Consider the following 26,648-nt stretch of genomic DNA (forward strand, 5'->3'; position numbering starts at 1 on the left):
GCATCAGCGCTCCACCAGCGCGATGCGCGCATTGTACCAGTTCATGAACAGGCTGATGCCGAGGCTGATGGTGAGGAACACGGCCATGATGAGCGCGATGGCTTCGATCGCCTGGCCGGTCTGGTTCAGCGTGGTATTCGCAATCGACACCACGTCCTGGTATCCGACCGCAACCGCAAGCGAGGAGTTCTTGGTCAGGTTCAGATATTGGCTGGTCATCGGCGGAATGATGACGCGGAGCGCCTGCGGCAGTACGATGCGCTGAAGCACAAAACTACGTCGCAGGCCGAGCGCGTTCGCGGCGTCCCATTGGCCCCTTGGAACGGACTGAATGCCGCTGCGCACGATTTCAGCGATGAACGCCGAGGTGTAGGTGACGAGCGCGATCAGCAGCGCGAAATATTCCGGTGCGAGCGTCAGTCCGCCGACAAAGTTGAAGCCGCGCAGTTCGGGCAACGTGATGGTCCATGACGCGCCGAGACTGAACGACACCAGCGCCGGCAGGCCGACGAGCAGGGCCAGCGCATAGGGCCAGAGCGGGCGCGCTTTGCCGTCCGCCATTTGCCGCGCCACTAACTGCCGCCGCAATAGATACAGCGCGCCCAGGCCGGCAGCGGCCGCAGCGATGACCCACAGATTTGCTTCCTCGATAGGAATTGCTGGCAACACCAGGCCTCTGTTCGACAGAAAGACGCCTTCGATCGGCTTCCAGGCCGCGCGTGCCGCCGGAAGTCCCTGCATCAGCACGTACCAGAACAACAACTGCAGCAGCAGCGGAACGTCGCGGAGTACTTCGACGTAGACTGCAGCCAGCCGCGACAGCAGCCAGTTCGACGACAGTCGCGCGATGCCGATCAGCGTGCCAAGCACGGTCGCGAGCACGATGCCGATGACCGCGACGCGGAGCGTATTGACGATGCCGACGATGAAGGCGCGGGCGTAAGGATCCCTGGGGCTATAGGCAAGCCAGCTATCCGCGATCGGCATTCCGGCCTCGCGGCCGAGAAAGGCGAAGCCGGTCGAAATCCGGCGTACCGACAAATTGTGCAGGGCGTTGGACCAGAGCCAGCCAACGATTGCGACCGCAATGGCGACCACCACGATCTGCCAGACGAGGCCGTTGACCTGCTGGCGATTCAGGTGGAGGCGCATCCGCCGACGGCGAGGGAATTCGGGCGTGGATGTCGTCACAGCACAAGGATACCTGACTTAAGCGGCGATGACTTTGAGCAACGATGTCTTGCAGCAGCGATCTTCCAGCAGCGACCTTCAGCGATGCGCCCCGCAAGGCGCATTTCAAATGTTGCACCAAAAATGATTTTGTGCAACATTTGTTTCATGACGCAGCCCCGGCCGAAATCCTCGCCGCTGAACGATTTGTGCAGTGCGCTGCCATCGTTGCCGATGCGGCTGCAGCAGGTCGGCCGGTTCGTTGCCGCCAATGACTATGACGCCACCACGCGCTCGATGCGTGATCTTGCCGCCGAGGCAGGCGCCGATCCCGCCGCTTTCACCCGGCTCGCAAAAGCGCTCGGCTATTCCGGATGGGACGAATTGCGCGCCGCGTTGACCGAGGCCCGCCGGCCCGCGCAAGCTTCGCCGTTCTCGGGTCGTGCCAAAGGCGGCCGGAAAGGGCCCAACGCCGAGATATCGCTGGTCTCCGACAAGCTGGAAGCCGAGGCGGCAGGCCTTGCGCGCATTTCGGCCGGCTCGGTGGCCAACGCGGCCAAGGCTCTGCACGGCGCGCGGCGCATCTGGATCGCCGGCTTTCGGAGCTGCCGCAGCGTTGCGGAATTACTCAATTATCAGCTCCGCTTGTTCCGGCCAGACGCGGTGCATCTGGTCGGCGGCTCGGGTCCCGAAGATCTCGATCTGGGCGCGTTCCATAGCGGCGATGCCGTCGTCGTGATCGGGTTTGCGCCCTATTCGAGGGCAAGCGTTTTGTCGGCACGGGCGGCCCATGATTCCGGCGCCACGCTGGTTGCGATTGCCGATACGATCACGGCGCCGATGGCGGAGGGGGCTGATCATCTGCTGCTCTATGAGGCCGCCGCGTCGCCGGGATTCTTCCCGAGCCTCACCGGCGCCATCGCCATCGCCCAGTCGTTGGCCGCCGTGACCTTCGTGCTGGGCGGCGCCGGCGCCAAGCGGCGCCTCGAAGAGACCGAAGGCCGGTTGGCCGCGCTGTCGCAATATGTCGCGGAGAAAGGTTGATCGTCATGGGAGCCGGCAAGAGCCGCGTGCTGCACCGAAGCCTGCGTGAAACGCCGCCCAAGGCCATCGGTGGCGATGGTGTCTGGCTGATCGCCGAGGACGGCAGGCGGATTCTGGACGCTTCCGGCGGCGCGGCCGTCTCCTGCCTCGGCCACCAGCACCCCCGCGTGCTCGAGGCCATGACACGGCAGGCATCGAAGCTGGCCTTTGCCCATACCGGGTTCTTCTCGTCGGAGCCCGCCGAAGCGCTGGCTGAGGCGCTCGTTGGCGACGAGCCCGGCGGTCTGGCCTACGCCTATCTCGTCAGTGGCGGGTCGGAAGCGATCGAGGCCAGCATCAAGTTGGCGCGGCAATATTTTGTCGAAACCGGCCAGCCGCAACGCCAGCGCTTCATCGCGCGCCGCCAGAGCTATCACGGCAATACGCTGGGCGCGCTCGCCGCCGGCGGCAACGCCTGGCGGCGCGAGCCCTACGCGCCGCTATTGTCGTCGGCCTTCAGCCACGTGACGCCGGCGTTCGCCTATCACGAAAAACGCGACAGCGAATCCGAGACGGATTTCGTGGCGCGACTGGCGGCCGAGCTCGAAGCCGAATTCCAGCGCCTTGGTCCGGATACGGTGGCGGCATTCATCGCCGAGCCGGTGGTGGGCGCTACCGCCGGATGCGTGCCGGCGCCGGAAGGATATTTCCGCGCCGTCCGCGAGATCTGCGACCGGCATGGCGCGCTCTTGATCCTGGACGAGGTGATGTGCGGCATGGGCCGCACCGGCACGCGCCACGCCTGGGAGCAGGAGGGCATCGCGCCCGATATCCAGACGATCGCCAAGGGGCTTGGCGGCGGCTATCAACCGATCGGTGCCATGCTCGCCGGCGGGCGCATCGTCGATACGATCCGGGATGGCTCGGGCGCATTCCTGCACGGCCACACCTATCTGGCGCATCCGATGGCCTGCGCAGCGGCGCTCGAGGTGCAGCGGGTGATCGATGACGAGCAACTGCTCGACAGGGTCAAGGATCTCGGCCGTCAGCTCGAACGGCGCCTGACCGAGCGTTTCGGCAATCACCGCCACGTCGGCGATATCAGGGGGCGGGGCCTGCTCCAGGCCATCGAGCTCGTCGCCGATCGCGCCAGCCGCGCGCCGTTCGATCCCGCGCTCAAGCTCCACCAGCGGATCAAGGCCGCCGCGTTCGAAGGCGGCCTCGCCTGTTATCCCTCTGGTGGAACGGTGGATGGCCGCAGCGGCGACCACGTTCTGCTGGCGCCACCCTATATCGCGACGTCAGACGATATCGACATGATCGTCGAACGGTTGGGTCACGCCGTCGACTTGGCCTTGAAGAGTGTTGGTCATTAGGAGGAGCCGAATGAAGAGAATCATCATCGCTACAGGCTTGCTCGCCGCGTCGGGCTTGATGGCGCAAGCCGCAACGCTCGATACGGTCAAACAGCGCGGCACGCTGGTGTGCGGCGTCAGCATCGGCTTCGCCGGGTTTTCCACTCCGGACTCGCAGGGCAATTATAAGGGGCTCGACGTCGACTATTGCCGCGCCTTGGCCGCCGGGGTGCTCGGCGACGCCAGCAAGGTGCGCTATGTCGCGCTCACGGCGCAGAACCGCTTCACGGCTTTGCAGTCGGGCGAGATCGACGTGCTCTACCGCAACTCGACCCAAACCTATCTGCGCGGCGCGACGCTGGGGCTGCGGCAGGGCCCGGTCAATTTCTACGACGGCCAGGGTTTTGTCGTAAGGGCCGACGCCGGCGTAAAGGACCTCAAGAACCTCAATGGTGCCACCGTCTGCGTCGCGCAGGGCACGACCCATGAAGTGACGCTCGGCGACTACGGCCGCGCCAACGGCATCGAATGGAAACCGCTGGTGTTCGACCGCACCGATACCATGTACCAGACATTCTTCGGTGGGCGCTGCGATGCCATGACCCAGGACGCTTCCGCGCTCGCCGGCGCGATCACCACCGCGGCTTCCAATCCGGCCGACTACACCGTGCTGCCGCAGACCATCAGCAAGGAGCCGCTCGGGCCGTTCACCCGCAACGGTGACGACGTGTGGACGGACATCATTGCCTGGCTGCACTATGGCCTGATCGAGGCGGAAGAGCTTGGTGTCACCGCAGCCAACGCCGAACAAATGGCAAAATCCAATGTGCCGGCCGTCCAGCGGCTGCTCGGTACCTCGGGCGAGCTCGGCTCGCGGCTCGGGCTCGACAACAAATGGATGCTGCAGGCCATCAAGGCGGGCGGCAATTACGGTGAGATCTTTGAGCGCAATGTCGGCAAGGCGAGCCCGTTAAAACTCGATCGCGGCCTCAACGCGACCTGGGCCAAGGGCGGCCTGATGTACGCTCTGCCGATCAAGTAGTGAGCATAGCGTTTTCGAGCGAAAGCCTGCCCCGGACTTGATCCGGGGTGGATACCGGTTCGCGTGAAGAAAGCGCGTCAAACAAAAAACTATCGCGGCGCGGCGGGTTGACACAAGTCGCGCCGCAGCCAGACTGACCCTATGCGCATTACCCTGATCCACGCCCTGAAGCATTCGATTGTGCCGATCGAAGCCTCCTTCGCCAGGCTTTGGCCGGCCGCCCGCCTGATGAATCTACTCGACGACAGCCTGTCGGCCGATCTGGCGCGTGACGGCGGGCTCACCGACGCGATGACCGAGCGTTTCCTCGGGCTTGGACGCTACGCCGTCGGCACCGGATCGGATGCGATCCTGTTCACCTGCTCGGCGTTCGGCCCTTGCATCGAAGCCGTCGCACGAGCCCACGCTCCGATGCCGGTGCTCAAGCCCAATGAAGCGATGATCGAGCAGGCGGTCGCGCGCGGCCGCAGGATCGGACTGTTGTCGACGTTTCCGCCGACGCTGGCCTCGATGCCGCCGGAGTTTCCGTCGCGGGTCGAGCTGGTGCCGAAACTGGCGGAAGGCGCGTTAGCCGCGCTCGATCGCGGCGATCGCGCGACCCATGACCACCTGGTGGTGGAAGCAGCGAGGAGCTTGCGCGACTGCGACCTGATCGCGCTCGCCCAGTACAGCCTGGCGCCGGCGGCCGACGCGGTCGCCGAGGCGACGGGACGGCCGGTGCTGACCACGCCCGACAGCGCGGTGCAGAAGCTGATGAAGATGCTCGGTGTCGAAGGCGCCTAGGCTTGTTTCCTCGTTTGGCGTCTTTTTCGGCTAGGCTTGCTCAACGTTCATCTCTTGCCGTGGCCAGCGGCAAATGCCGCTCCAACCGCGGCAACAAGCAGAGCAGCTCCTCCCCAAGAGAGCGCATCCGGGCCGAACCAAATGATCAGGCCGCCACCGAAGGCGCTGCCGAACATTTGCCCGAGATACGTGGCGGACAGATTCAATGCTGCGGAGGCTGAAGCCATTTCCGGCGACAGGAGCACCAGCCGTGCCTGCTGAGACGGATGAATAGCGAAGCCGCCAAGCCCCCAGATCGAGATCGCCAGCATCGTAGTCACCAGCGAGCCGTAGGCCATGGGCCACATGGCAAATGCTGCAATCATAAGGACAAGGCAAGCGTCAACCACACGTCCGGCGCCGATGCGATCAATCACGCGGCTCGCGAAGTAATTGCCAGCAAGCCCCGCTACCCCGAACCAGCCGAACAGAAGGCCAATTCCCCCCGCATCGATGCCCAGGCTGTCCCTGAGGACGGGAGCCAGGTAGGTATAGAGTGTAAATTGACCGGCACACTGGAGAGCCGTGGTCAGCAACAACCATAGAATGACTGCATTGCCCGCCAAAGACCGCCATGCGTTCCAGTCTACCGGCGCATTCGGCAGTCTGGTTGAAACCGTGAGTGCGACCCACACCGCGCTCGCGAACGACATTGCGCCGACAAGGCCGAGCGTTACGCGCCAGCCAAGGACCGCTCCGAGCGCGTTTCCTGCAGGTATCCCGATCACGATCGAGAGCGTGAACCCGAGAAACATCGTGGCGACGGCTCTGCCGCTCTGTCCGGGCGGAGCTGCAAGACCGGCGGCAGCGATCGAGTGTGGAGTGACGACCGCGGCGGCAAGGCCTGCAAATATGCGCGCCGCTGCAAGCGTGCTGTAGGTCGGCGCCACCGCCGCGGCAAACTGCAGGACTCCAAACAGGACAAGTCCCGCAGCAATCAAGTCTCGCCGTCCAAATCGCCTCGTGAGAGATATAAGCAGCGGCGCCCCGACCGCGAGCGAAAGTGAATAGGCGGACATCAACTGTCCCGCGCCTGCGACTGACGTCCCAAGCTCCCGCGCGATCTCGTTGAGCAGACCGGTCACCGCGAAAGCGCCGACCCCCACAACGAAGTAGCCGAATGCAAGAGCTGCCGTGGATTGGGTTCTGTGCACACGACCTCACGTAAGCTTCGGATGCGGTCGGCTGATGATTTGGTCGCTGGACACGCCCGCAGCCGCTCACATGCGGCGCGCACGAATATCGACTTCCTTCCGCCAGGTTTCGTTGTCCAAGCTCCGCTCCGCCGTCCAATGAAAAGACGCCGGTTCAATTTCGGCAAATGTCCAGCGCATCGAGCCGCCTCGTGGATCCGGACCGTCCTGCACGATATCTCGTCCTCGCGCGCGGCCGGTCTGTTGCGTGAAAACATCGGTCGCAGGGTCATTCCAGAGAATGCGCCAAGCATCGAGATTCGGATCGTAGATGCGCAGCGTCGTTCCGTACCAATTTCCTGCACCGGGGAGCTGTTCAATACCCGGACGCCGTTGGTTGAGGCGCGGGATCATCCAAACGTCCTGTATGGCGCGGCCTTGCAGTATCCAGCCGGCGTGAATCTCGCCGCGACCGGCGTAGCTGGACCCGTCCTCAAGTATGGTGGTGACGTCCATCTCCCACTGACCGACGAGCCACGAGTACAGTTCTAGCTTGGCCCTGCGCTCTGGATCCGGGCCATCGGCGTGGAGCACGCGAGGAAATGATGTGGTAAGCGAGCTTGGCGCTTGAGCATTTGTGGTATGCGCAGATGTCATCATAGGCTCCTCTGACTCTAACGATCGGCCTCGCAGTGGGCCTCGATCCGATATCCGTCGGGATCAATCACGAAGCTCGCCGCATGGAACTTGCTCACTGTCACGGTCCGGTGCGGCGAAACTGAAGTGCATGCCTGGGGTGGATCCGGATCGCCCCTGAAGATGTGGCGCGGCGCCGGCTTTCGCTTGGGAAAAATTGCTAAATCTGGTCTGGCTGGCCGGAACAGCCCGTTGCCCGCTCTGTTGGAGAACCTGAGACCGAATTGTTCGTTCTGGCGTTATGGCACTCAAGATTCAGGTATTGGCGTCTGGCCCGGGTTGGAGCGTGCGTGACGTGCTTTGCGACTACGGGCCGCACGACCACTCTTTCGTCGAGCAGCATGCCGAAACGGCAATCTCGCCAGTGGCGCAGGGAAGCTTTCAGTACCGGACGCAGGCTGGAGCCGCGACGCTCGTGCCAGGATCGCTTCTGCTCGGCAACGCCGGCAGCTACTTCGAGTGCGGACATGAGCATGCGCAGGGCGACCGGTGTCTCGCGTTTCATTTCGCACCGGCATTCTTCGAGAGCATTGCCGCAGGCGTGCCCGGCGCGCGCAGGACTACATTCGTCCATGCGGCCTTGCCTCCGACAAACGAACTCGTTGGTCTACTCGCCGATGCTGAAGTCGCCCGCGATCAGCGCGACGGAGCAGCTCTCGAGGAAATCGCGACCCGACTTGCCGGCGCCGTTCTGATGATGACGGCCGACAAAGGCGCGGCTGTCCGGACTCCAAGCGCGCACGATGAGCGGCGGATCACCCGGGTCGTCCGTCATATCGATGCACAACCAGATGGAAGGTTACGGCTCAACGCGCTTGCCCGCGACGCTGCAATGAGCCCCTATCATTTTCTGCGCACGTTCCGGCAAGTGACCGGAATGACGCCGCATCAGTACATCCTGCATATGCGGCTCCACCGCGCTGCAAGGCAGCTCCGCGAGAGCTCGGATCCGATTTCCAGGATCGCTTTCACGGCCGGCTTCCAGGATCTCGCCACTTTTAACCGGCGATTCCGTCGACTGATCGGCACAACGCCGAGGACCTACCGCGCGGTCAGTTAGATATCTCACGGCGGGTAGCGCGAATAGAGAGCAGGCCCTTGCTGCCAAAGTCGCCATGTGACTGCTGCGACAAGCCGCATCGGAAAGCGATGCTTGGTGCCAATCGCGGCTAGGCGTTTTTCTTCTTAGGAGCCTTTTTCGTCGCCTTCGCCGCCGCCGCTTCCTCGGTCGCGTTCCTGATCGCCCGCGCGTAACTATCGGCGGTATTTTGCGCAGAGTTTTGCAGCCGCTTGGCGGCGGCCGTACCGAGCTCCATCGTGCTCCTGGCGATCAGCCGGAATTGGTCCCGCGTCTCCTTGTCCTTTGCCTTGGCCGCGCGGGCCATGATCTGATCGCGCCGTTTCTTCACGGCTGCCATCAGGCTCTTGTTCTGCGCTTTTGCGATTTGCCGGATGACGACGTCGAGATCGGCTTCAGCCATTATGAGTCACTCTTGCCGCACCATGCCCCCGGTCAGGGTGCGCTGATACACTGGCGCATTACGGTTGATGAAGGAACAGGCGGCATTGTGTCGCCCTGGCGTGACGATTTCAAGCCCGATTTGGCAGCGGCGCGGCGTGACGGCTCAACCTTGGAGCTGACGCGCAAAGCCGGACGTCATGTCGGAAGGATCCGCTGCTAACCGTCGGTTAACGTTGTATTGCTACGCATTCGCAACCGACAGGAAAGGCAAGCGGATGCGTAACCTCACCGTCTATCAGCGCTTTGCGATGGTCATTGCGGCGCTGACGATCGTGCTGCTGGCCGTCTCCGCCTTGCAGATCCTGGTGCTGCGCGATGCGGTCCTGGCCGAGCGGCGCACCACGGTCCGCAATCTTGTCGAGGCCGCGACGAGGATCCTCGCTCAATACGAGGTTGAGGCCAAGGCCGGCAAGATCGAGCCTGACCGGGCGCGTCAGATGGCCTTTGCTTCGATCGGCGCCATGCGCTGGGGCGAACACGCCGACTATATCGGCGTGTACGGCACGGGAAGCGCCGATGCCGGCGTCACCTATGTGCACGTCAATCCGAAATACATCAACGTCAACCGCTGGGAGTTCAAGGACAAGAGCGGCAAGCTGCTGATCCAGGACATCGTGCGGGCCGCGCGCGCCGGCGGCGGCTTTGTCGAGTATCTGGCGCCCCGCTCCGCCGGCGGCGCCGAACTTCGCAAGCTCGCCTATGTCGGGGCGTTTGGCACAGGCGACAAGCCTCTCGCGATCCAGGCCGGCGTTTATGTCGACGACATCGACGCCGTGGTCTTCGGTCGCATGATCTGGGCCGGGATCGCCGGGCTGGCCGGGCTGGCAATCGCGGCTTTCTCGGCATTCTGGCTCGGCCGCGGCATGGTCGTTCCGCTCAACAGAACCTGCTCGGCGATGGACGAACTGGTCAAGGGCAACCTTGCTGCCGAGATCCCGTTCGTCGACCGGACCAACGAGATCGGCCGGATTGCGCGAAGCCTCCAGGTCTTCAAGGATCATCTGGTCGAAACGACGCGGCTGCGCACCGAACAGGAAGCGATGAAGACGCGTTCCGCCGAGGAGCGGCAGGCGGTTCTGTCCCGCATCGCCGACGAGTTCGAGCGCAGCATAGGCGGGGTGATCCGGGGCACCGCAACGGCCGCCGACGAGTTGCAGAATTCCGCTTCGTCGATGTCCACGATCGCGGTGGGAACGACGGATCAGAGCGCGAAGGTCGCGGCTGCCGCCGAGCAGACGGCGTCGAATGTCCAGACCGTCGCGGCGTCGGCGGAGGAATTGTCGTCCTCGATCCAGGAGATCGCGCGGCAGGTCACCCAATCTTCATCAATTGCCCAGAATGCGGTCGGGCAGGCCAACCGAACCGAGGCCATGGTCGGCCGCCTGGTCGAGGCCTCGCAGAAGATCGGCGAGGTCATGGCGCTGATCCAGACCATCGCAGGACAGACGAATTTGCTGGCCTTGAACGCGACCATCGAAGCTGCGCGGGCCGGCGAGGCCGGCAGAGGCTTCGCCGTCGTCGCCAACGAGGTGAAGGCGCTGTCGTCGCAGACCGCCAAGGCTACCGACGAAATCACCAGCCAGATCCAGGAAATCCGCGATGCGACCGGCTCGACGGTCAACGCAATCCGTGAGATCGGCACGACGATCGGGCAGATGAACGAGATCGCAGGCTCCATTGCGGCCGCCGTCGAGGAGCAGGGCGCTGCGACCAACGAGATCGCCCGCAGCGTGCAGCAGGCTGCGCAAGGTGCTCAAGAGGTGATGCAGAATATCACGGGCGTGCGCGAAGCTTCGAGCAAGGTCGACGCTGCCGCGAGCCTCGTGCTCAATGCCGCCGCTCAACTGACATCGCAATCCGAGCAGCTCGAGACTGAAACCGGAAGATTCCTCGGCAACATCCGCGCGGCGTGACGTCCGGGGTAGGCTTCCCACGAAGGGCGGAGGGTCTGGGTGTGCCGAACCGTCGTGAAGCAACCCACCTTGCTTTGACGTTTTCTCGGTGAGTTGAATTTACCGGATATGGACGCCATTGCTTCGCAGCGTGATGTGACAATTGCGTCCGATCTTCGCCACGGCGCGATGAAGCGTATATCCATGCGCATTCTTCGACGAGATACGGCAGTCGCCACTATTCCTCTTCAAGATCTTCGAGCCTGACACCACGTCCAGCGCTCAAGCTGCTGCGCGCCTGCTCAATGCGGCGCAAGAAGCGCGGGTCATGTTCGAGACGGTATTCGAACCAGTCTTCTTCCGATTCGAAGCCGATCAGTACGCCCGCCGGTTTGCCATGGCGGGTTATGACGATCTCCTGAGTCTCCGCCTCGCGGAGAAACCGTGACAGATCGTCCTTGATCTCGGATAGGGGAACTTCCTTCATCCCGGATTTCCGAATTGTGCGAGCCATGACTCAGCCTCCGATTTGGCCACGATCGCTAAAACTTCGACGGTCGTGCCGGAAACATCATAGAACACCCGGATTTCGTCTACACGCAGCCGATATTGCGGATGGCGCAAGCCTCGCAGCCGTTTAATGCGACTGCGGCTTGCTTTTTCGGGCTCGTGCCGTAGATGCGTCTCGAGCGCGGTCCGCACCGTAGCTCGAACATTCGCTGTCAGCCTCTTGAGGTCTTCGACGGCTTCCGGAGCAAGTACGATGACGAAGGGCATTCTGGCCAGATTATAGCCAGAATTGCGCGAACGTCAAACGGCGAGCATCATCGGCGTCAGCGTTCAGTTCAGCCGCGCGCCGATCCCCGTGAGCACGCGATAGTCCGGCTTGGACTGAATGCCGTTGTGCTGGTTGATGACCGGCACGCCGACGGAGACGAAGCCGGAGAAGCGATCGAAGCCCACTCGCACGCCGGGCGAGAGATAGACCGTGGTGCCGCCCGAATTGGGATCCGGAATGCCGGCGATGCGTTGCTTGTCGTGCCATTCGCCATTGAGCTCGAGAACGAGATCGAGCGTGTACGGCGTCTTCTTCATGTCGCTGTGGTCGTGATTGGCGTGATAGAGACAATGCTCCTGCAACTGGTTGCGCGGCTGCATGCAGTATTCGTGCAGCTCCACCTCTTTCGCCGAGCCGGTTGGCCCGACCAGGCGATACGACACGGCGGTCCCGAACAGGAAGCGGTCGCCGAGATTGGTGTCCTGCGTGCCCGTGCTGATCAGGTAATAGAGGCCGCTCACGTCGAACGACCAGCGGCCGGCGCGCTTGGTGACGGCGGCGCCGAACAGGCCATCCCACGAGCCGGAGCCCGGCTGAAATTGGGCTTGGAAGAGTTGGCCGGCGGCGTCACGCTGGTTGGTGCTGCCGGTCGGCGCCTTGAAACCGAACAGCACGGCGGCCGACGTCCCGCTCTGCGCGTTGCTGTGGAAACGATATTGCCCGAGCATGGTGACGTCGCCGAAGCCTGCGGAGTTGCCTCGCCGGTTGATGCCATCGGGGCTCATCAGGCTGCCCATGTCGCTCGCATCCATCATGCCCATATGGCCGCCGCTCAGCATGTCCTCGCCGGGCTCACTGATACCTGAGCGGCGAACGCCGGCTGCGCGAACGGCAACCGTCAGGTCGTTGGTGACGCCATAGGCGACCGAAAGCGATACGCTATCGATCGAGCGGATCGAATGTGCGTGCGTGCCCCGGCTTGCTGCGGCGAGCAGATCGGCGTCGCTGAGCTGACCCAGTCGGATGAATTCGTAGCGAATTGATGCAGCGAACATTCCTTCGGCAAGCGTGTCGGCCGAGATGGTGTTGATGGGGCCGCCGCTGCCGGTGTTGCCCCCGCCGCCGGGATGATGCGCTTCTGCGGGAGAGGTGAGAAAAAGTATCATGGATGAAAAGATGCCGGCCGCGGGCCGTCTAAGATACGCACGCACATACGCCCCCTGTACTCACTGTCCGGCGATTAGCCATCGCAATCCGGCGCGAGATTGACTGGATCGTGCGAGAAGCGCGGCTTGCCTGCGACCGAAGGGAAGCGGAAAAGCGAACGCGCCATCGCGGGCGCGACGTCAGTGTGGCTGTCGCGTGTTGGGCGAATGACGAAAGAGACGCAATCCGTTGCTTGGTTGCATATCCGAGGTCACTCGCGTCGCGCCGCAGTGGCCGCAATCACGTCGGGCAGTGGCCGTAATCACGGCGAGCGCCAGCCGTAATCGCGTCCGATTGATTCCCTACACGCTTCACGGTCCAGCGCGCGTATCGGAGTAGGACAATTATGACAAGTATCGTCAGGGATATCTTTGTGTTTGTGACCGCGGCTATTTTTGTCGCAGCGAGTTTGCTCATTGCGACCAGCGCCAACGCGCACGAGTACAAGGTCGGCGCGCTCGACATCGGCCACCCCTGGTCGCGCCCGACCCCGAAAGACGCCAATATCGCGGGCGGCTATCTCACCATCACCAACAAGGGAAAGACCGCGGATCGTCTGATCGGCGGCACCTCGCCCGCGGCAAGCCAGATCGAGGTGCACGAGGTGGTCGATGCTGACGGTATGGCGAAGACGCGTCCGCTCGCGAACGGTCTCGAGATCAAGCCCGGCAAGACCGTGGAGCTCAAGCCCGGCGCGTATCGCATCCTGCTGATGGGCCTCAAGGAGCCGTTCCTGATCGGCCAGAAGGTGAAGGGCACGCTGGTGTTCGAGAAAGCGGGGCCCGTCGACATCATCTACAACGTCGAGGAAAACGCCGGAGCCGCCGTGAGTGGTGTCGCGCACAAGCACCATTAGCGCGGCACGCTGCCCCGCGCCGGACCAAGCGAGGGCTGACTGAAAGAAGATTGAGGCAACAAGCCGTCGCCGACAGCGGCGGCCGATCCTAGAACCCGTTACTCTTCATGGGGAATACTGGTCCGTGTCCAGCTCAAGCCAACTGTCGCTCGCTACCCCCGGCACGCCGCAAGCGTCGCCACGAGTAACGCCAGTCGCCTTGCAGTCCGTCTCCGCGGTCCTATCAGCATCGCTTCTCGGAATTGGGGTGGCTTACTGTGCCTGCACGTTGTTGATTCCTGCCGTCGCGCGTGAGGGGAGCAGTGCGTCGTTACTTTCGGCTGACGGTCGTTCGCAGGATGTCATCTGTTCAAGCGACACGTCTTCGGCGCCACCGCAGACGGCTCGCACGGATGAGTGAATGTTCGGGAGGCTGCAGCGCGTCCGCTCGATGCCCGTCCGCCATCAACAGTTCGGAAACCACGCGCAATCTCTGCCTGTCGCGCTAACCAATCGAAAATCGTTCTGCCGCAAGTTCGTCTCCGGGAAAAGAAATGGGGAGATCCGAAGATGAACGGCCTGGCCATCATGGAAAACGTTCGCCGCTACCGCACCATCGCGTCGCTGTGCCGGCAGACCGCAGCCTACCGGCCGCGGCATAGCTGTTCGCTGCTGGCGCAAGCCAGCGAGTGGGAGCATCGCGCCGTCGCGGAGCTGGAAGCCTATTTTGAGGCTTTCTGTCACGCGGCTTCCGGCAATGCACCTGCGCACTCGGCGAGCTACGCCGTGAACTGACGGCAGGCGCTCCGGAAGCGGATGCGTCTTAAGTTAACGAAAACTAGCTAGGGCGGCGTGGGTAAGATCTACCTCCGCCGTTTCAGATGGGTCACCCGATCGATCAAGCGAACTTTGTTAACCGCGATACGATCGAGTTCGTCGCCCGCACCCCGGGCCGCCTGTCAGCTCGCGGACGCGATCAGCCCGACTCTCATATCCCTGGCGATATAGACGCATATGTCGTCGGCAAAGACACGGCCGTTCGCAATACCAACGGCCAGTTTACCGCGCCGGACATGGCGCATGCTGACCTCGTAGCGAACGCGCTTGACGTCTGGCTTGATGTCGCCTCGGAATTTCACCTCGCCGACGCCGACCGCGCGGCCTTTGCCCGGTGAGCCCGACCAGCCGAGCCAATAGCCGATGATCTGCCACATGGCATCCAGACCCAGACACCCCGGCATCACCGGATCGCCGCGAAAGTGACAGTCAAAAAACCAGAGGTCAGGCGTGATATCGAGTTCGCCGATGACGTGGCCCCTGCCGAATTCGCCGCCGTCCACGCTGATCTCGATGATGCGGTCCATCATCAGCATGGGCGGTGCCGGGAGCTGAGCATTGCCCGGGCCGAAATAGCCGCCTTCGCTCGACTTGAGCAGATCCTCTCTTGTGTAGGCCGATTGCGGAGCGTGAAAGTTGCGCGGGTCGGACATGGCCATGTCACCTCTGAGGATGTTTGGTGGGTGGTTGTCGACGTTCACGGCCGCCTTTTCGACGCCGGAGCCTGGCGGCAGGCGCAGGGCGCCCGCCATGAACGCCCAGATTTCATCCGTGAGTTTGCCAGGATCGGGTCGCTGCCGGCGCGAAACTTCTTATGGTCTGCTGCCTTATCAACACATTGTGGATTCAATGAATCTGGCTGATGACTGTTGGGTCGATCCGGATGCCGAAGACCTTGCGCCCGATCGTGTCGTTGCTCCTGGGGCTCGCGTTCCTGCTGGCGGGCAGCGGCCTGCAGTTCACGTTGCTGCCATTGCGCGGCAGCGCGGAAGGTTTTGACGATCTTGCGCTCGGTGTCATCAGCTCGGCCTATTACGTCGGCTTCGTCAGTGGCTGTCTGGTCGCGCCTTATCTGATCCAGCGCGCGGGACACATTCGCGCTTTTACAGCGATGGTGGCGGTGGCGGCTGCCGTGGCGCTTGCCCACGCGCTCGCGCCGGTGGTCGTGGCCTGGATAGTTTTCCGCGGCGTAACCGGCCTCTGCCTCGCCGGTCTCTACCTGGTGGTCGAGAGCTGGCTCAACGATCGCGCCTCCAACGAGACTCGCGGGCTCGTGCTGTCGGCTTACGTGGTGGTCAATTATGGCGCCATCACATTTGGTCAGGCTCTGGTAACGCTTTATCCGATCGCTGAGGCCGGAAACTTCATGGTGGCCGCCATGCTTTCCTCGCTGGCCATCGTTCCGGTGGCCCTGACCCGTGCGGCGCAACCAGCACCGATTACCACGGTCAGCTTTCGCGTCGGACAGCTATACCGCGCGGCACCCGTCGCGCTGGTCGCAAGTTTCATGATTGGCGCGGCTAACGGTGCATTCTGGGGCCTTGCGCCGCTGTCGGCCGCCGGCAGCGGCCTCAGCATCGATCAGGTGGCGCTGTTCATGAGTACGGCGGTGCTGGCAGGAGCGATCGTCCAGTGGCCGGTAGGCCGTCTGTCCGACCGCGTCGATCGCCGCCTCGTGCTGCTCGTTCTCTTGATCGGAGCCGCCGCCGCGGGCGTTGCCTCATGGCTGATCTCCGCATCCGGAATGATGCTGCTGCTATTCGGCATTCTCTTCGGGGCGCTCGCGCTGCCCGGCTATTCGCTTGCCGCGGCTCATGCCTATGACAAGACCCCAGCGAGTGATGTGGTACCGATCGCCGCCACAATCCTGCTCACCAACGGCCTCGGTTCAGTGGTCGGGCCGCTCATTGCCGCTGCCTTCATGTCGGCGGAAGGGCCACGCGCCCTGTTCCTGTTCACCGCGATGGTCCAGGCGTTGCTTGCGGCCTACGTTTTGTATCGCACGCAGGTGCAGGTCGCGCTCGCTTCGCCACAGAAGACCGACTTCGATCTTGCCGCGACAGCACTCGTGGGCACGGTGGTCACGCACGATGCGCTGGACCCGGCCGATCCCTCGATTATTATCCCGGAGGCCTATGCGCGCGCGCCCATGCAAGCCGATGCCAGATCGATTCCATCGTCGGAGAGCTGACCTTGGGCTCGCCGGTTGACGCGGCGTCAGGCGCCGAACTCCATCCTGATGACCACGGCACGTCGAGGGGGCCGACATGCATCCGGATAACCGCAAGAAACTCAACGACCGCGTGATCAGAGCTGCTGAGGTGGCGCTCGCAGCCCAGAAGTATGTGAGTCCCGTCGACGTGCTGGTCGGGATCGGATGGCTCGATCCCGGGGCACTCAAGCGTTGGCGGCAGGGGCAGGTCGACTATCTCGAGCGGGTCACGCAGACCAATCTGCCGCGCATTTCGGAGGCCATGAAGCTGTTTCGGTCGTGTGCGACCGCGAAAGGGCTAATCCCAAGCGAGACGCATTATGTTGCGCGGACACCGTCGCGGCAGACGCTGCGCTTCAGCAAGAGCGGGAACCCGACGATTGAAAGATTGTACCGCACCCATTGGATTTCGGACGAGCTTTCCGAGAAGAAGCGAGAGCGCTTGGTGGAGAGGACGAGCCGCGCGCCCGAGCTGGTAGTGATCCAACCACTGAACGACACCTGGAAATGCCACCGCTGCGGCGGAACGGCTGATCTTCTCATCATGGAAAGCCCCGGCCCGGCGTGCATGCGATGCACAGGTCTCGCCGATCTTGAATTTTTGGGGGCCGGGAATGCACTGCTCACGCGTCGGGTGAAGGCAAAGAGCCCGAGGCATGCCGTGGTGGTACGCTTCAGCAAGACCCCGGGGCCGCTATGAACGACAAGGTCTGCTGGTCGAGCCGCACGCTTTAGCGGAGGCGGAACGTGAACTTGGCCAGCAGAGCCACGATTAACTCGTCGCAAGCGTGAGCCCGGCAACAATGCGCGCCGCGGCCGATGAAGATGGGCACTATTGCTTCGCCGCGTGGTGCTATGATGCTGCGGCCCATCGCTCGCTCCAATCGATTAGTCCACGACGGTCTGCGATTTCAACTTCGCCCCTTGCACGGTCGCTGCGCGTTGCCCCAATTTGGTTCACGCGACCCGGCGCCGCTTTGATGTCTGTTCATTCGCCGCCGGGCGTGCTGAAAGAGTTAGACCCAGGGCGCGAACAATGCGCATGACCGTGCCGAATTCGGGATTGCCAGTCTCCCCGAGCGCTTTGTACAGACTCTCTCGGTTCAGGCCAGCCCTCTTGGCAATCTCGCCCATGCCGCGTGCACGTGCAACGAGACCAAGCGCGTCACGCACGAAATCCGCGTCACCGGATTCGAGCGCTGCCGCTATATAGGCAACCTGACGCTCTTCGGTATCGAGATAGTCGGCGGCGTCAAATCGTGTTGTCTTTGCTATCGTTGTCTTGGGCATCACAATGTCTCCGCCAGTTTCTGAGCCCGTTTGATGTCCCGCTGTTGCGTGCGCTTGTCACCGCCGCACAACAGGATCACAATCTCGGCGCCGCGATGCGCATAGTAGATTCGGTAACCCGGCCCATAGTCGATGCGTATTTCCAGGATGCCCTGACCGACGCTTTTGGTGTCGCCGGGATTCCCCATCTCCATGCGGCGAATGCGACCGACAATGCGCGCAGCCGCATTGGCATCCCGGAGGCGGTGCAGCCAGCCCGAAAACTCCTCCGTCTGACGCACCTCGATCATGAGGAGGTAACGTAGTCTATGGGCTACAATGCGTCAAGCGACATTGCGCGCCGAGCATCGAGACTCAGCGGCAACCATAAGGCTGCCGGCGGCTTGATGCGGCACTTGCGCGCCAGTCGGAAACGCTGTCGTGAAAAATCGGAGAGTGGCGCGCCGCGGCCGATGAAGATGGGCACTATTGCTTCGCCGTGGTGCTATGCCGGCGCAGCAAATTCGCTGATGATGTACGCCGTTGCGCGCGGCGATGTGCTCGGTGCCTAAGCAAACGAGGCCCGCAGCCGGTGCCGTCGGGCGCTTCAGCGCGGCACGAAAGGCGCTGCCAGGACCGCGAGCATGCCAAAGGCGGCGATGTTCCAGAACAGCGAGCGGATGAGCGGTATTCCCGATATATAAAGCGCGGTGTAAGCGATGCGCCCGCCGATATAGGCAATCGATCCCCAATGGGTCAGCTCATTGTGAACGCCCGCCGCCTGAACAGTGAGAACCGCCGCGGCAAAGAACGGAAACGTCTCCATGTAGTTGCGGAAGTTACGGTTGATGCGCCCGGGGATGGGCGTGAGCGGCGGCATCTCGACGTCGCGCGGGCTCGCAGCCCATTTGAGGCCGTACTGCGCGTTTGCGGCCTGCGCCGCAGCAACGAGCTGAAGGAAGCCCCAAAGAGTTGCTGTTGCCAGCGCTATTAGCTCGAAGCTCATGCCCATCCTGTGTCCTCTTCCAAAAAGGTGCGGCCGGCTTTCAGCATCCCGCGTTACCCCGCATTTCTCGCGAGATTAAGCGCATCGGGGCTGCGAATCAGCGAAAGTTGTTGTGCGCCGGTCGCCATGCGGCTGTCGAGGATGTCCGCTTCCGCTCGCGACCTGTTCGGTCGCCGCAAATTCGCAGAATCGGCGAGATTGTGCGCCAATAGCGCATACCGAGCTGGCGCACCCGACACGATTCGAACGTGTGACCTTTGCCTTCGGAGGGCAACGCTCTATCCAGCTGAGCTACGGGTGCAACAGCGCTTCATTTAGCCGATCGGCCGGGCAGGGGCAACGGCCCTTCCGGGGCTGGTGAGACGAAGGTGGCACGACGCTGGCCACATTCCCTAACAAAATTCCGCTCCGTTCCCGTTAATTGGTGGTAATCTTGCCGCGTTGAACTTTTCGCCATGGATGGGGACGTCCGATGTATAAGAAGGTTCTTCTCGCCTATGACGGTTCGGTCGAGGGGCGGCGCGCGTTGCGGGAGGGCGCAAAGCTCGCACAACTCTGCCGTTCCGAGGTCTTTTTGCTCGCCGTCGTCGAGGTCTCCTCGATCATGACGCCCGAGGCCGGGCTTACGATCCCGATCGAGCTGCAGACCGAGGATTACAAGGCCATCCTGAACGAAGGCACCGAGCGGCTGAAGGCGCTGGGATTTTCGCCGACCGCGCGGCTCGAGGTCGGCGATGCCGGGCAGAAAATTGCCGAGGTCGCCGAAGAAATCGGCGCGCATCTCGTCGTCGTCGGGCACCACCCGCAGGGAGCGCTGGCGCGCTGGTTCGGCTCGATCGGCAGCTATCTCGTCAAGCGCCTGCGCTGCAGCGTGCTGGTGGCCCAGACCGACATCAGCGACGCCGAATTCGAGCGGTTGAAACCGGCGGAAACGGTGGCCTCGGGATAGCCGTAAGGCTGCGCCGAACCTCTAAAGCGTTTTCGAGCGAAGTGGGCACCGGTTCGCGTTAAGGAAGCGCGTCCAAATACGAGTCTAGAGCCGGGTTCTGATGCAATCAGAACCGAAAAGGCTCTAGTTCGCGGGAACGATGATCTTGCCGATCGGCCACAGCGCGATCCCGGCAAGTTTCAAGTGTGCCCAGGCAAAGGGAATGCCGATGATGGTTACGGCCAGCAGCACGGCCGTGACGACATGGCCGAGCGCCAGCCACCATCCTGCCAGCACCAGCCAGATGATGTTGCCGATCACCCCGAGCGGTCCGGTACCGATATCTTCCTGGCCCGTATAGGCGTCGCGCGAGACCGCCGTGAAGCCGAACGGGAACAAGGTGTACGCCGCGATGTTGAACGCGGCCCGCGCCCAGGGAATGCCGATGATCGTGATCGCCATGACGACGGACGCGACCAGCCAGCCGAACGCCATCCACGCGCCGCCGAGAACGACCCAGATCACATTGAGGAGCAGTGAGACCGGTGACATGGACGCTATTCCTATGTTGACGCAATGCTGGCGAACCCGCGCTGCCGGCGAACCCCGATTGCCCCAGGCCCAGCAGACGCTAGACTGATTCCCACGACGATCAAGCAACAAGCGCGCCAAGGAACACGTCAAGGGAGAAACGTTCATGCGTCCGCTCGAATTCGGCTGGTATCTGCCCACGCATGGCGACACCACGGCCTATGGCCTGATGGACGCGCAGATTCCGGGGTCTCCTGAACTGTGCGACCGCGTGGTGCAGGCGGCGGAGAAGGCCGGCTTCGAATATCTCCTGATCCCGGTCGGTTCCGTGTGCTGGGAAGCCTGGATCACGGGTGCGTTCATGGCGGCGCGTTCGTCGTCGATCAAGCCGCTGATCGCGGCGCGGCCTGGGTACATCAATCCGGTGCTGCTGGCGAAAATGATCTCGACCTTCGACCAAATGTCGGGCGGGCGGATCTGCATCAATCTGATCGCCGGCCAGAACGAAAGCGAGGTCGAGGGCGAGGGCGTCCGTTATCCGAAGGAAGCACGCTACGAATTGATGGAAGAGGAAGTCTCGATCCTGAAGGCGCTGTGGACGACGCGGGGGCCGGTGAATTTCGAAGGCAAGTTTCACAAGCTATCGGCTGCGCATATCCGCCCGCGCCCGCACCAGCAGCCGTTTCCAAAGTTCTATCTCGGCGGCGGCTCGCGCCAAGCCTGGGAACTGTCGGCCAAACATTCGGACGTGCATCTGTTCTGGGGCGATTTGCCGGAAAAGATTGCCTCGAACATCGCCGAGATCAGGGAGATGGCGCACGCGCATGGCCGTGAGAACGACATCGGCTTCGGCATGCGCCTTCAGGTGATCTGCCGCGAGAACGAGGCGGACGCCTGGGAGGCCGCCGATCAATTGGTGCGGCATGCGACCGAGCGGCAGAAGCAGGAAATGAAAACGCTTTACAACAAATCGGAAGCGAACCAGCGGGTGCAGCAGCTCGCCCGCGAGCATGGCGATCTCCTGCTGCCGCATCTGTGGACCGGCATCACAAAAGTCCGCCCCGGCGCCGGCATTGCCGTCGTCGGCAATCCCGTCCAGTGCGCCGACACGCTGCAGCAATTCATCGACGCCGGCTGCCACTCGTTCTGCCTGTCCGGCTATCTGCATGACGAGGAGGCCGAGCGTTTTGGCCGGCTGATCCGGCCCATTCTCGCCGAGAACAATCGCGGCCGGTGGGCGGCATAGAGCGGGCGGCGGATACGGCCGGCATGCTGCAGTGCAGCCGAATGCCAGATGACGCCGGGCGCATTGCTGCGCTGCGCCGAGGCACACTCTTTATATCACTCGCGGTGGTGTGTGGGCGGCGCTAAAGTCAGCCCGCGAATTCAACTGGGTACCGCCAAATGAGTGGATCGAGCTCGGTACTTGCGTGGAGCTCCGCGTTGGAGGAATTCGCGCTGTTTCGAACGCTCAGTTCCGAACAGCGGCTAAAAGCCCTCAATGCCATGGTCCGCCAGGATCTGGTGCGCGGGCAACTGCTGGTCGCGCAAGGCGGGCCGTCGGACTCCCTCTTCCTGGTGCTGCACGGCGCGCTGGCGGTGCGCAAGACCGGTTATCTCGAACCGATCGCCGAGCTTCGCGCCGGCGAACTGGTCGGCGAAATCGGCTTCTTCGCCAATGTCCCACGGACTGCCGATGTGATCGCCATCCGCGACACCAGCGTGCTGGCATTGACGCGTCCGGCCTATCAGAAGCTCGTCGAGGAGGCCCCCGCCATCGTCGAGGCGCTGCTCGCGGCGCTGGCGCGGCGGTTCGCCAAGGAGACCGCGCGCATCACGCCGTTCCGCACCTCGCCGAAGGCGCGGACGGTGGCGCTGATCGACGGCGGATTAGAGCCGCTGCCGGAAACTTTCGATCGCCGGATGCGCGACGGCTTGACCGTAAACCAAGCCGAGATCGTCGACGCCGCGCGTTTGCATGCGATGTTTCCCGGGCGCGGGCTCGATGCGCATGACGTCACCGAATGGCTCAACAGGCTCGAACACACCGCGCCGCTGGTGGTCTATCTCGGCGGCCGCGAGGCGTCGCCCTGGGCGCGCAAGGCCATCCGTCAGGCCGACATGGTCGTGTTCGCCTGTCGCGGGGATGCGCCTGCGGCCCCATTCACGGAAATCGAGGCATTCGCCTGCGAGGTTCATTCGATCTCGGCCCGGCGTCTCGTTCGCGTCCATGACCGGCGAAGCGGCGAGGTCTCAGGCACCGCGGCCTGGCTCGCCCGGCTGCCGGCCTTCATGCATCACCATGTCGCGCTCGAAGATCAGGTCGATATCGACAGCCTGATTCGTTTTCTGTGCGGCCGCGCCATTGGCTTCGTCGCCGCCGGCGGCGGCAGTTTTGGAACTGCGCATGTCGGAATCTACAAGGCCTTTCGCGAGCGCGGCGCGATGTTCGATATCTTCGTCGGCACCAGCGTCGGCTCGGCCATGGTGGCCGGCTTTGCCAAAAATCTCGAAGCCGAGCATCTCGAGCGCGGCACGCATGAAATCTTCGTCAGGAGCCGAAGCTTTCGGCGGCCGACTTGGCCGCGCTATTCGCTGTTGGATCACAAGGCGTTCGATCGGGCGCTTGCCAGTCAATACGGCGCTGACTGCCGGATCGAGGATTGCTGGCGGCCGTTCGCGGCCGTCGCCACCAATCTTTCGACGCACAATCTCGAACTGATCCGCACGGGGCCGCTTTGGCAGGCGGTCCGCGCATCGAGCGCGATACCCGGGCTGTTGCCGCCGTTCTACACGGCTGAGGGCGCGATGCTGGTCGATGGATGTCTGATCGACAATGTGCCGCTGGCGTCGATGCACCAGCTCAAGAGCGGCCCCAATCTCGTCGTGCATTTCGGCGAGCCGGCAGCGGAGATGTTCGACGTCGATTATGCCTCGCTGCCGGGACGGCTGGAATTGATCGCCGCGATGCTGACGCCGTTCCGTAAAAAACTGCTTCCGGCGGCCCCCAGCGCGGTGAACGTCTTGTGGCGAAGCCTGGTGGCGCATCAGCGCTACGATACGTTGCCGGTCGGGCCGTTCGATACGGTGATGCGTCCGCCGCTTCCGCTCGAGATCGATGTAACGGATTTCGACCGCCACACGGAAATCTTCGAGGCTTCCTACCTCTGGGCCAAGGAAGCCATCGCGGCGCTGGAGGCGGGAGGCAGTTCGGCGATCGCAGCCATTCTCGATACCGGCGCGCTGGAACGGCGTCAGGCGACGGCCGTCGCGGCCTCCAATCCCCCGCCCAGCAGTCGTCTCGCCTCTGCCGCCGGCTTCGGCGCGCTGAACAGGTAGCCCTGTATCTGGGTGCAGCCGAGTTGGCGCAGCATCTCGCGCTGCTGCTCGGTCTCGACGCCTTCCGCCGTCGTGGTCATGTTGCGGGCGGCTGCGATGTTCACCACCGCCTGCACGATCGCCGCCGAGCCGTCGACCTCGATGTCGCTGACGAAGCAGCGGTCGATCTTGATCTTGTCGAATGGGAATCGCTTCAGATAGCTCAGCGAGGAGAAGCCGGTGCCGAAATCGTCGAGCGCGATGCGCACGCCGATGGCGCGAAGCTGATGCAGGATGGCGAGGGCCGTTTCGTCGTCATGGATCAGCACCGCCTCGGTGATTTCGATCTCGAGCCGGTCGGGCGGCAGGCCGGAGGCGGCCAGCGCGCCGGTGATCCGCAGCGCCAGCGTCGGCGACTTCAACTGGATCGGAGAAACGTTGACGGCGAGCCGGACCCGGGATGGCCAGCCGGCCGCCTCGGTGCAGGCGGTCTGCATGACCCAATCGCCGAGTTCGTTAATCAGGCCGGTGTCTTCGGCAATCGGGATGAATTCGGCCGGAGAGACCATGCCGCGTTCGGGATGCCGCCAGCGCAACAGCGCCTCACAGCCCGTCACCTCGCCGCTCGCGAGATCGAGCAGCGGCTGGTAGTGAATTTCGAAGCCGCCGTCGGCCAATGCCTGTCGCAGATCCTGTTCCATGGTGAGCCGCGCCTGGGCGCGCGCATCCATCGCTGGCTCGAAGAAGCGATGGGTACGGCGTCCCTCGGCCTTGGCGGCGTACATGGCAAGGTCGGCGTGCTTGATCAACTGGTCGAGTTCGATGCCGTCCTCCGGCGCGAGCGCGATGCCGATGCTCGCATCAGTCGAGAGATGATGGCCGAGGCACCGATAGGGCTGCCGTATCGCCTCGTAAACACGGGCCACGAATTCCTCGACCTCCGCGCGGCCGCCGATCGCGGTCTGGATCACAGCGAATTCGTCGCCGCCGAGACGGGCGATCAGATCGCCCGGCTTGATGCAGTCCTTGAGGCAGGCTGCGACCGCCTTCAGAAGTTCGTCACCGACATGGTGTCCGAGCGAGTCGTTGATGCCCTTGAATTCGTCGATGTCGATATAGAGCAGTGCGAATCGGTCGCCGCCTGCGGCCTTGCGAAGCTCGCGTCCGATCTGCTCGCGGAACAGCACCCGGTTCGGAAGGTCGGTCAGCGCGTCGTAATGCGCCAGATGCGCGATCTTGTCGTTGGCAAGCCGGCGCTCGGTAACGTCGTCGACGACGTTGATGATGTAATGCGCCTGCCCCGCCGAGTTGCGGATTCCGAGCCGTTTGGAAGTGACGTAGCGCGGGCCCATTCCCTGGGTTTCCCAGACGTGCTCGTCCTTGAACAGGCCGTCGGTGGATTGCAGCGTTTTCTCTTCGTCGGCTGCAATGATCTCGGCGGCGGCTTGCGGAAAGATGTCGGAGGCCGTCCTGCCGATGATCAGGTCGCGCGAAATGCCGAACTGGGCTTCCGCCACGCGGTTGACCAGCAGATAGCGCCGATCGTGCACGTCCTTCACGGTGATCTGGGAGGGGATGTGATCGATGATCTGGCTCAGGAAGGCGTAGTTGCGGTCGCGCTCCTGCTCGAGGTTGCGCCGCTCGGTGATGTCTTCCATGGTGGCGACCCACCCGCCATCCGCCAGCGGCTTTCTAACCGTCAAGAATGCGCGCCCGTCGGCGCATTGGATGACGCTGTGACCCGCCTGGCCGCGCGCGATGTTCTGCACGACCGAATCGCAGAACTCATCGATGTCGCCATCGAACGAGCCGCGATCCTTGCGATGCTGCATCAGGTCGCGAAGATGACAGCCGGGCTTGACCACGTCCGCCGACAGATTGTGCATGTCGATGTAGCGCTGGTTGAAGGTGACGAGGCGAGCCGAGGCGTCGAACGTCGCCAGGCCCTGAATCATGTTGTTCAGAGCGGTATCGAGCCGGCCCCGTTCCGTTTCCAGCCGCTGCTGCGCTTCGCGGCTCTGCCGGGTGATCTGCCGGATGATCAGGAACAGGATCAGGGCGATCACCACCGCGGACAGCGTTGCTGCGATGAGCAGGAATCTGGTTTGCTCCTGCCAGTCGGCGAGTGCTGCGGCAACCGTATTGGTCGCGACCACCACGCCCGAGTAATGCGCGAGCGGAGCCGCAGATCCCAGCCTGGCAGTCTGGTCGATCGGACTTTGCACGCGCAGCGTCTGCGCGCTGCCGCTTTCCCGCACGCGCTGCAGCAGCGGCGCGTTCGAGAAATTCTGACCGATCAGTGCGTCTACGCGCGGATAGCGCGCCAGCAAGGTGCCGTCGGCATGAAACATCGAAATGGCGGCGCCGGTTCCGAGAGCGACGGAAGCGAAGAATTTTTCGTAATTGGCGGGGTTGATGCGCCGCGTCATCACGCCGAGGAAGATGCCGTCTTCGCCCTTCAATCGATGGGCAATGACGGAATTCAGGTTGCCCGTCAGATAGCTGCGAACCGACTCGGCCAGAATCGAGGGTGATCGCGAATCGAACTTGAAGCTCTTGAAATAGGCCCGCTCGGAAATATTGAGCTTGGGCGCCGGCAGCGGCCGCGACCAGTTGATCATGTCTCCATTGGAATCGAAGATCGAGATGTCGCCGAGATAGGACAGGACGCCCGCCTTCGATCTCAGGGTCTCGTACGCTTCTGCGCTGGCGACGCGTTGCCGAAATTCCTTCTCCGAGCCGATGCCGGAAATCTGCAGCCGGGAGATCACGTCGTCGGCGAGCGTATCGGAGTCCTCGAACTGCTGGTCGAAATGGCGGGTGAGCAGAAGAACGGTGTTCTCCAGCTCGCGCTCGCTGTTGACGAGCGCGCGCTCACGGAACTCGCCGGCCATCATGATGGTACCGACGAAAATCGCCGCGACCAGCAAGCCGCCGCAAAGGGTAAGCCACAACACCGGGCCCCGGATCGTTGCGGCAAGGTGCCGTCCGGCGGCCGCGATCCGGGCCTTCATGCCTCGCAGGTGGTGAAACAGGTCGCGCATTCTCCCTTCTCCCCCGGGAACATGCATAC

At 63.1% G+C, this 26,648-nt stretch carries 27 protein-coding genes and 1 tRNA gene; 13 read left to right on the forward strand and 15 right to left on the reverse strand.

Annotated features, from left to right (window positions below):
- Nucleotides 1-3: 3 nt before the first annotated feature.
- Both LMTR3_RS18690 and LMTR3_RS38585 read right to left on the reverse strand, forming a co-directional pair.
- Entirely contained in the window at nucleotides 4-1,191 is a 1,188-nt protein-coding gene (locus LMTR3_RS18690; protein ID WP_065746497.1) for an amino acid ABC transporter permease, read from the reverse strand.
- The gene (locus LMTR3_RS38585) at nucleotides 1,188-1,340 is read right to left on the reverse strand and encodes a hypothetical protein (protein ID WP_176721933.1); all 153 of its coding nucleotides are present in this window, start codon (nucleotides 1,338-1,340) and stop codon (nucleotides 1,188-1,190) included. Before LMTR3_RS38585 ends, LMTR3_RS18690 begins: the two co-directional genes overlap by 4 nt.
- On the opposite strand from LMTR3_RS38585, the gene LMTR3_RS18695 reads away from it, so the two are divergent.
- From LMTR3_RS18695 to LMTR3_RS18710, 4 genes are all read left to right on the forward strand, one after another.
- Nucleotides 1,339-2,214, forward strand: coding sequence for a MurR/RpiR family transcriptional regulator (locus tag LMTR3_RS18695; protein WP_065746498.1), 876 nt, complete (start codon nucleotides 1,339-1,341; stop codon nucleotides 2,212-2,214). The two genes, LMTR3_RS38585 and LMTR3_RS18695, sit on opposite strands and share 2 nt — an antisense overlap.
- A gap of 5 nt (nucleotides 2,215-2,219) precedes the next feature.
- Nucleotides 2,220-3,569 carry an aspartate aminotransferase family protein gene (locus tag LMTR3_RS18700; protein WP_065746765.1) on the forward strand — a complete coding sequence of 450 codons (1,350 nt, stop codon included), beginning with the start codon at nucleotides 2,220-2,222 and terminating at the stop codon, nucleotides 3,567-3,569.
- A gap of 10 nt (nucleotides 3,570-3,579) precedes the next feature.
- Nucleotides 3,580-4,590: an amino acid ABC transporter substrate-binding protein gene (locus tag LMTR3_RS18705; RefSeq protein ID WP_065746499.1), complete on the forward strand. Its 1,011-nt coding sequence runs from the start codon at nucleotides 3,580-3,582 to the stop codon at nucleotides 4,588-4,590.
- Nucleotides 4,591-4,731: 141 nt separating this feature from the next.
- Nucleotides 4,732-5,373, forward strand: coding sequence for an arylsulfatase (locus LMTR3_RS18710; protein ID WP_065746500.1), 642 nt, complete (start codon nucleotides 4,732-4,734; stop codon nucleotides 5,371-5,373).
- Nucleotides 5,374-5,420: 47 nt separating this feature from the next.
- Here the strand turns inward: LMTR3_RS18710 and LMTR3_RS18715 are convergent, their stop codons facing one another.
- Both LMTR3_RS18715 and LMTR3_RS18720 read right to left on the reverse strand, forming a co-directional pair.
- On the reverse strand, nucleotides 5,421-6,566 hold the full coding sequence (locus LMTR3_RS18715) for an MFS transporter (protein WP_065746501.1): 1,146 nt from the start codon (nucleotides 6,564-6,566) through the stop codon (nucleotides 5,421-5,423).
- A 66-nt stretch (nucleotides 6,567-6,632) separates the two neighbouring features.
- Nucleotides 6,633-7,061: a hypothetical protein gene (locus LMTR3_RS18720; RefSeq protein WP_245319931.1), complete on the reverse strand. Its 429-nt coding sequence runs from the start codon at nucleotides 7,059-7,061 to the stop codon at nucleotides 6,633-6,635.
- A 466-nt stretch (nucleotides 7,062-7,527) separates the two neighbouring features.
- On the opposite strand from LMTR3_RS18720, the gene LMTR3_RS18725 reads away from it, so the two are divergent.
- On the forward strand, nucleotides 7,528-8,301 hold the full coding sequence (locus LMTR3_RS18725) for an AraC family transcriptional regulator (protein WP_245319932.1): 774 nt from the start codon (nucleotides 7,528-7,530) through the stop codon (nucleotides 8,299-8,301).
- A 109-nt stretch (nucleotides 8,302-8,410) separates the two neighbouring features.
- Here the strand turns inward: LMTR3_RS18725 and LMTR3_RS18730 are convergent, their stop codons facing one another.
- Nucleotides 8,411-8,722, reverse strand: coding sequence for a hypothetical protein (locus LMTR3_RS18730; RefSeq protein WP_065746503.1), 312 nt, complete (start codon nucleotides 8,720-8,722; stop codon nucleotides 8,411-8,413).
- Between the two features lie 256 nt (nucleotides 8,723-8,978).
- Here LMTR3_RS18730 and LMTR3_RS18735 point away from each other — a divergent pair, with 256 nt between their 5' ends.
- Nucleotides 8,979-10,676 (forward strand): methyl-accepting chemotaxis protein, encoded by a 1,698-nt coding sequence (locus LMTR3_RS18735; RefSeq protein WP_065746767.1) that lies wholly within the window; start codon nucleotides 8,979-8,981, stop codon nucleotides 10,674-10,676.
- A gap of 217 nt (nucleotides 10,677-10,893) precedes the next feature.
- Here LMTR3_RS18735 and LMTR3_RS18740 read toward each other — a convergent pair whose 3' ends face one another.
- The 3 genes from LMTR3_RS18740 to LMTR3_RS18750 all read right to left on the reverse strand — a co-directional run bounded on the left by LMTR3_RS18740 (nucleotide 10,894) and on the right by LMTR3_RS18750 (nucleotide 12,599).
- Nucleotides 10,894-11,142: a type II toxin-antitoxin system Phd/YefM family antitoxin gene (locus LMTR3_RS18740; RefSeq protein WP_065746504.1), complete on the reverse strand. Its 249-nt coding sequence runs from the start codon at nucleotides 11,140-11,142 to the stop codon at nucleotides 10,894-10,896.
- Entirely contained in the window at nucleotides 11,139-11,432 is a 294-nt protein-coding gene (locus LMTR3_RS18745) for a type II toxin-antitoxin system RelE family toxin (protein WP_065746505.1), read from the reverse strand. The genes LMTR3_RS18740 and LMTR3_RS18745 overlap by 4 nt, the downstream gene beginning before the upstream one ends.
- A gap of 63 nt (nucleotides 11,433-11,495) precedes the next feature.
- Nucleotides 11,496-12,599 (reverse strand): transporter, encoded by a 1,104-nt coding sequence (locus tag LMTR3_RS18750; RefSeq protein WP_065746506.1) that lies wholly within the window; start codon nucleotides 12,597-12,599, stop codon nucleotides 11,496-11,498.
- 386 nt (nucleotides 12,600-12,985) lie between these two features.
- Here LMTR3_RS18750 and LMTR3_RS18755 point away from each other — a divergent pair, with 386 nt between their 5' ends.
- Both LMTR3_RS18755 and LMTR3_RS18760 read left to right on the forward strand, forming a co-directional pair.
- Entirely contained in the window at nucleotides 12,986-13,495 is a 510-nt protein-coding gene (locus LMTR3_RS18755) for a copper chaperone PCu(A)C (RefSeq protein WP_065746507.1), read from the forward strand.
- Nucleotides 13,496-14,044: 549 nt separating this feature from the next.
- Nucleotides 14,045-14,269 (forward strand): hypothetical protein, encoded by a 225-nt coding sequence (locus tag LMTR3_RS18760; RefSeq protein ID WP_176721934.1) that lies wholly within the window; start codon nucleotides 14,045-14,047, stop codon nucleotides 14,267-14,269.
- A gap of 164 nt (nucleotides 14,270-14,433) precedes the next feature.
- Here the strand turns inward: LMTR3_RS18760 and fabA are convergent, their stop codons facing one another.
- On the reverse strand, nucleotides 14,434-14,964 hold the full coding sequence (fabA, locus tag LMTR3_RS18765) for a bifunctional 3-hydroxydecanoyl-ACP dehydratase/trans-2-decenoyl-ACP isomerase (protein ID WP_065746769.1): 531 nt from the start codon (nucleotides 14,962-14,964) through the stop codon (nucleotides 14,434-14,436).
- 209 nt (nucleotides 14,965-15,173) lie between these two features.
- Here fabA and LMTR3_RS18770 point away from each other — a divergent pair, with 209 nt between their 5' ends.
- A complete protein-coding gene (locus tag LMTR3_RS18770; protein ID WP_245319933.1) occupies nucleotides 15,174-16,502 on the forward strand; it encodes an MFS transporter in 1,329 nt (442 codons plus the stop codon).
- 130 nt (nucleotides 16,503-16,632) lie between these two features.
- Complete coding sequence (locus LMTR3_RS18775; protein ID WP_210184711.1) at nucleotides 16,633-17,223, forward strand: hypothetical protein; 591 nt, start codon at nucleotides 16,633-16,635, stop codon at nucleotides 17,221-17,223.
- 257 nt (nucleotides 17,224-17,480) lie between these two features.
- Here LMTR3_RS18775 and LMTR3_RS18780 read toward each other — a convergent pair whose 3' ends face one another.
- The 4 genes from LMTR3_RS18780 to LMTR3_RS18795 all read right to left on the reverse strand — a co-directional run bounded on the left by LMTR3_RS18780 (nucleotide 17,481) and on the right by LMTR3_RS18795 (nucleotide 19,099).
- The gene (locus tag LMTR3_RS18780; protein ID WP_065746509.1) at nucleotides 17,481-17,813 is read right to left on the reverse strand and encodes an addiction module antidote protein; all 333 of its coding nucleotides are present in this window, start codon (nucleotides 17,811-17,813) and stop codon (nucleotides 17,481-17,483) included.
- Nucleotides 17,813-18,103, reverse strand: a complete 291-nt coding sequence (locus LMTR3_RS18785; protein ID WP_065746510.1) for a type II toxin-antitoxin system RelE/ParE family toxin — start codon at nucleotides 18,101-18,103, stop codon at nucleotides 17,813-17,815. The genes LMTR3_RS18780 and LMTR3_RS18785 overlap by 1 nt, the downstream gene beginning before the upstream one ends.
- A 296-nt stretch (nucleotides 18,104-18,399) precedes the next feature.
- Nucleotides 18,400-18,798: an MAPEG family protein gene (locus LMTR3_RS18790; protein ID WP_245319934.1), complete on the reverse strand. Its 399-nt coding sequence runs from the start codon at nucleotides 18,796-18,798 to the stop codon at nucleotides 18,400-18,402.
- Between the two features lie 224 nt (nucleotides 18,799-19,022).
- Nucleotides 19,023-19,099: transfer RNA gene (locus LMTR3_RS18795), tRNA-Arg, on the reverse strand.
- 171 nt (nucleotides 19,100-19,270) lie between these two features.
- Here LMTR3_RS18795 and LMTR3_RS18800 point away from each other — a divergent pair.
- Nucleotides 19,271-19,747 carry a universal stress protein gene (locus LMTR3_RS18800; RefSeq protein WP_065746512.1) on the forward strand — a complete coding sequence of 159 codons (477 nt, stop codon included), beginning with the start codon at nucleotides 19,271-19,273 and terminating at the stop codon, nucleotides 19,745-19,747.
- A gap of 123 nt (nucleotides 19,748-19,870) precedes the next feature.
- On the opposite strand, the gene LMTR3_RS18805 is transcribed toward LMTR3_RS18800, so the two are convergent.
- Nucleotides 19,871-20,278, reverse strand: a complete 408-nt coding sequence (locus tag LMTR3_RS18805; protein WP_057844659.1) for a YccF domain-containing protein — start codon at nucleotides 20,276-20,278, stop codon at nucleotides 19,871-19,873.
- 145 nt (nucleotides 20,279-20,423) lie between these two features.
- Between LMTR3_RS18805 and LMTR3_RS18810 the strand changes: the two genes are divergently transcribed.
- On the forward strand, nucleotides 20,424-21,503 hold the full coding sequence (locus tag LMTR3_RS18810; RefSeq protein ID WP_065746513.1) for an LLM class flavin-dependent oxidoreductase: 1,080 nt from the start codon (nucleotides 20,424-20,426) through the stop codon (nucleotides 21,501-21,503).
- Between the two features lie 197 nt (nucleotides 21,504-21,700).
- Nucleotides 21,701-23,596, forward strand: a complete 1,896-nt coding sequence (locus tag LMTR3_RS18815) for a patatin-like phospholipase family protein (RefSeq protein WP_245319935.1) — start codon at nucleotides 21,701-21,703, stop codon at nucleotides 23,594-23,596.
- On the opposite strand, the gene LMTR3_RS18820 is transcribed toward LMTR3_RS18815, so the two are convergent.
- Nucleotides 23,512-26,619 carry a bifunctional diguanylate cyclase/phosphodiesterase gene (locus LMTR3_RS18820; RefSeq protein ID WP_065746514.1) on the reverse strand — a complete coding sequence of 1,036 codons (3,108 nt, stop codon included), beginning with the start codon at nucleotides 26,617-26,619 and terminating at the stop codon, nucleotides 23,512-23,514. The two genes, LMTR3_RS18815 and LMTR3_RS18820, sit on opposite strands and share 85 nt — an antisense overlap.
- Nucleotides 26,620-26,648: the final 29 nt, after the last annotated feature.

Origin of the sequence: Bradyrhizobium sp. LMTR 3 (assembly GCF_001693485.1) — a bacterium.
In the GTDB taxonomy this organism is placed as follows: Bacteria; Pseudomonadota; Alphaproteobacteria; order Rhizobiales; family Xanthobacteraceae; genus Bradyrhizobium.

Coding starts and splice junctions, on each gene's coding strand:
- LMTR3_RS18780 (WP_065746509.1), bottom strand. CDS start 17,813: ATGCCCAAGACAACGATAGCAAAGACAACACGATTTGACGCCGCCGAC.
- LMTR3_RS18810 (WP_065746513.1), top strand. CDS start 20,424: ATGCGTCCGCTCGAATTCGGCTGGTATCTGCCCACGCATGGCGACACC.
- LMTR3_RS18705 (WP_065746499.1), top strand. CDS start 3,580: ATGAAGAGAATCATCATCGCTACAGGCTTGCTCGCCGCGTCGGGCTTG.
- LMTR3_RS38585 (WP_176721933.1), bottom strand. CDS start 1,340: ATGAAACAAATGTTGCACAAAATCATTTTTGGTGCAACATTTGAAATG.
- LMTR3_RS18710 (WP_065746500.1), top strand. CDS start 4,732: ATGCGCATTACCCTGATCCACGCCCTGAAGCATTCGATTGTGCCGATC.
- LMTR3_RS18785 (WP_065746510.1), bottom strand. CDS start 18,103: ATGATCGAGGTGCGTCAGACGGAGGAGTTTTCGGGCTGGCTGCACCGC.
- LMTR3_RS18755 (WP_065746507.1), top strand. CDS start 12,986: ATGACAAGTATCGTCAGGGATATCTTTGTGTTTGTGACCGCGGCTATT.
- LMTR3_RS18800 (WP_065746512.1), top strand. CDS start 19,271: ATGTATAAGAAGGTTCTTCTCGCCTATGACGGTTCGGTCGAGGGGCGG.
- LMTR3_RS18730 (WP_065746503.1), bottom strand. CDS start 8,722: ATGGCTGAAGCCGATCTCGACGTCGTCATCCGGCAAATCGCAAAAGCG.
- LMTR3_RS18820 (WP_065746514.1), bottom strand. CDS start 26,619: ATGCGCGACCTGTTTCACCACCTGCGAGGCATGAAGGCCCGGATCGCG.
- LMTR3_RS18735 (WP_065746767.1), top strand. CDS start 8,979: ATGCGTAACCTCACCGTCTATCAGCGCTTTGCGATGGTCATTGCGGCG.
- LMTR3_RS18700 (WP_065746765.1), top strand. CDS start 2,220: ATGGGAGCCGGCAAGAGCCGCGTGCTGCACCGAAGCCTGCGTGAAACG.
- LMTR3_RS18745 (WP_065746505.1), bottom strand. CDS start 11,432: ATGCCCTTCGTCATCGTACTTGCTCCGGAAGCCGTCGAAGACCTCAAG.
- LMTR3_RS18750 (WP_065746506.1), bottom strand. CDS start 12,599: ATGATACTTTTTCTCACCTCTCCCGCAGAAGCGCATCATCCCGGCGGC.
- fabA (WP_065746769.1), bottom strand. CDS start 14,964: ATGTCCGACCCGCGCAACTTTCACGCTCCGCAATCGGCCTACACAAGA.
- LMTR3_RS18760 (WP_176721934.1), top strand. CDS start 14,045: ATGAACGGCCTGGCCATCATGGAAAACGTTCGCCGCTACCGCACCATC.
- LMTR3_RS18695 (WP_065746498.1), top strand. CDS start 1,339: ATGACGCAGCCCCGGCCGAAATCCTCGCCGCTGAACGATTTGTGCAGT.
- LMTR3_RS18805 (WP_057844659.1), bottom strand. CDS start 20,278: ATGTCACCGGTCTCACTGCTCCTCAATGTGATCTGGGTCGTTCTCGGC.
- LMTR3_RS18740 (WP_065746504.1), bottom strand. CDS start 11,142: ATGAAGGAAGTTCCCCTATCCGAGATCAAGGACGATCTGTCACGGTTT.
- LMTR3_RS18720 (WP_245319931.1), bottom strand. CDS start 7,061: ATGGACGTCACCACCATACTTGAGGACGGGTCCAGCTACGCCGGTCGC.
- LMTR3_RS18790 (WP_245319934.1), bottom strand. CDS start 18,798: ATGAGCTTCGAGCTAATAGCGCTGGCAACAGCAACTCTTTGGGGCTTC.
- LMTR3_RS18770 (WP_245319933.1), top strand. CDS start 15,174: ATGACTGTTGGGTCGATCCGGATGCCGAAGACCTTGCGCCCGATCGTG.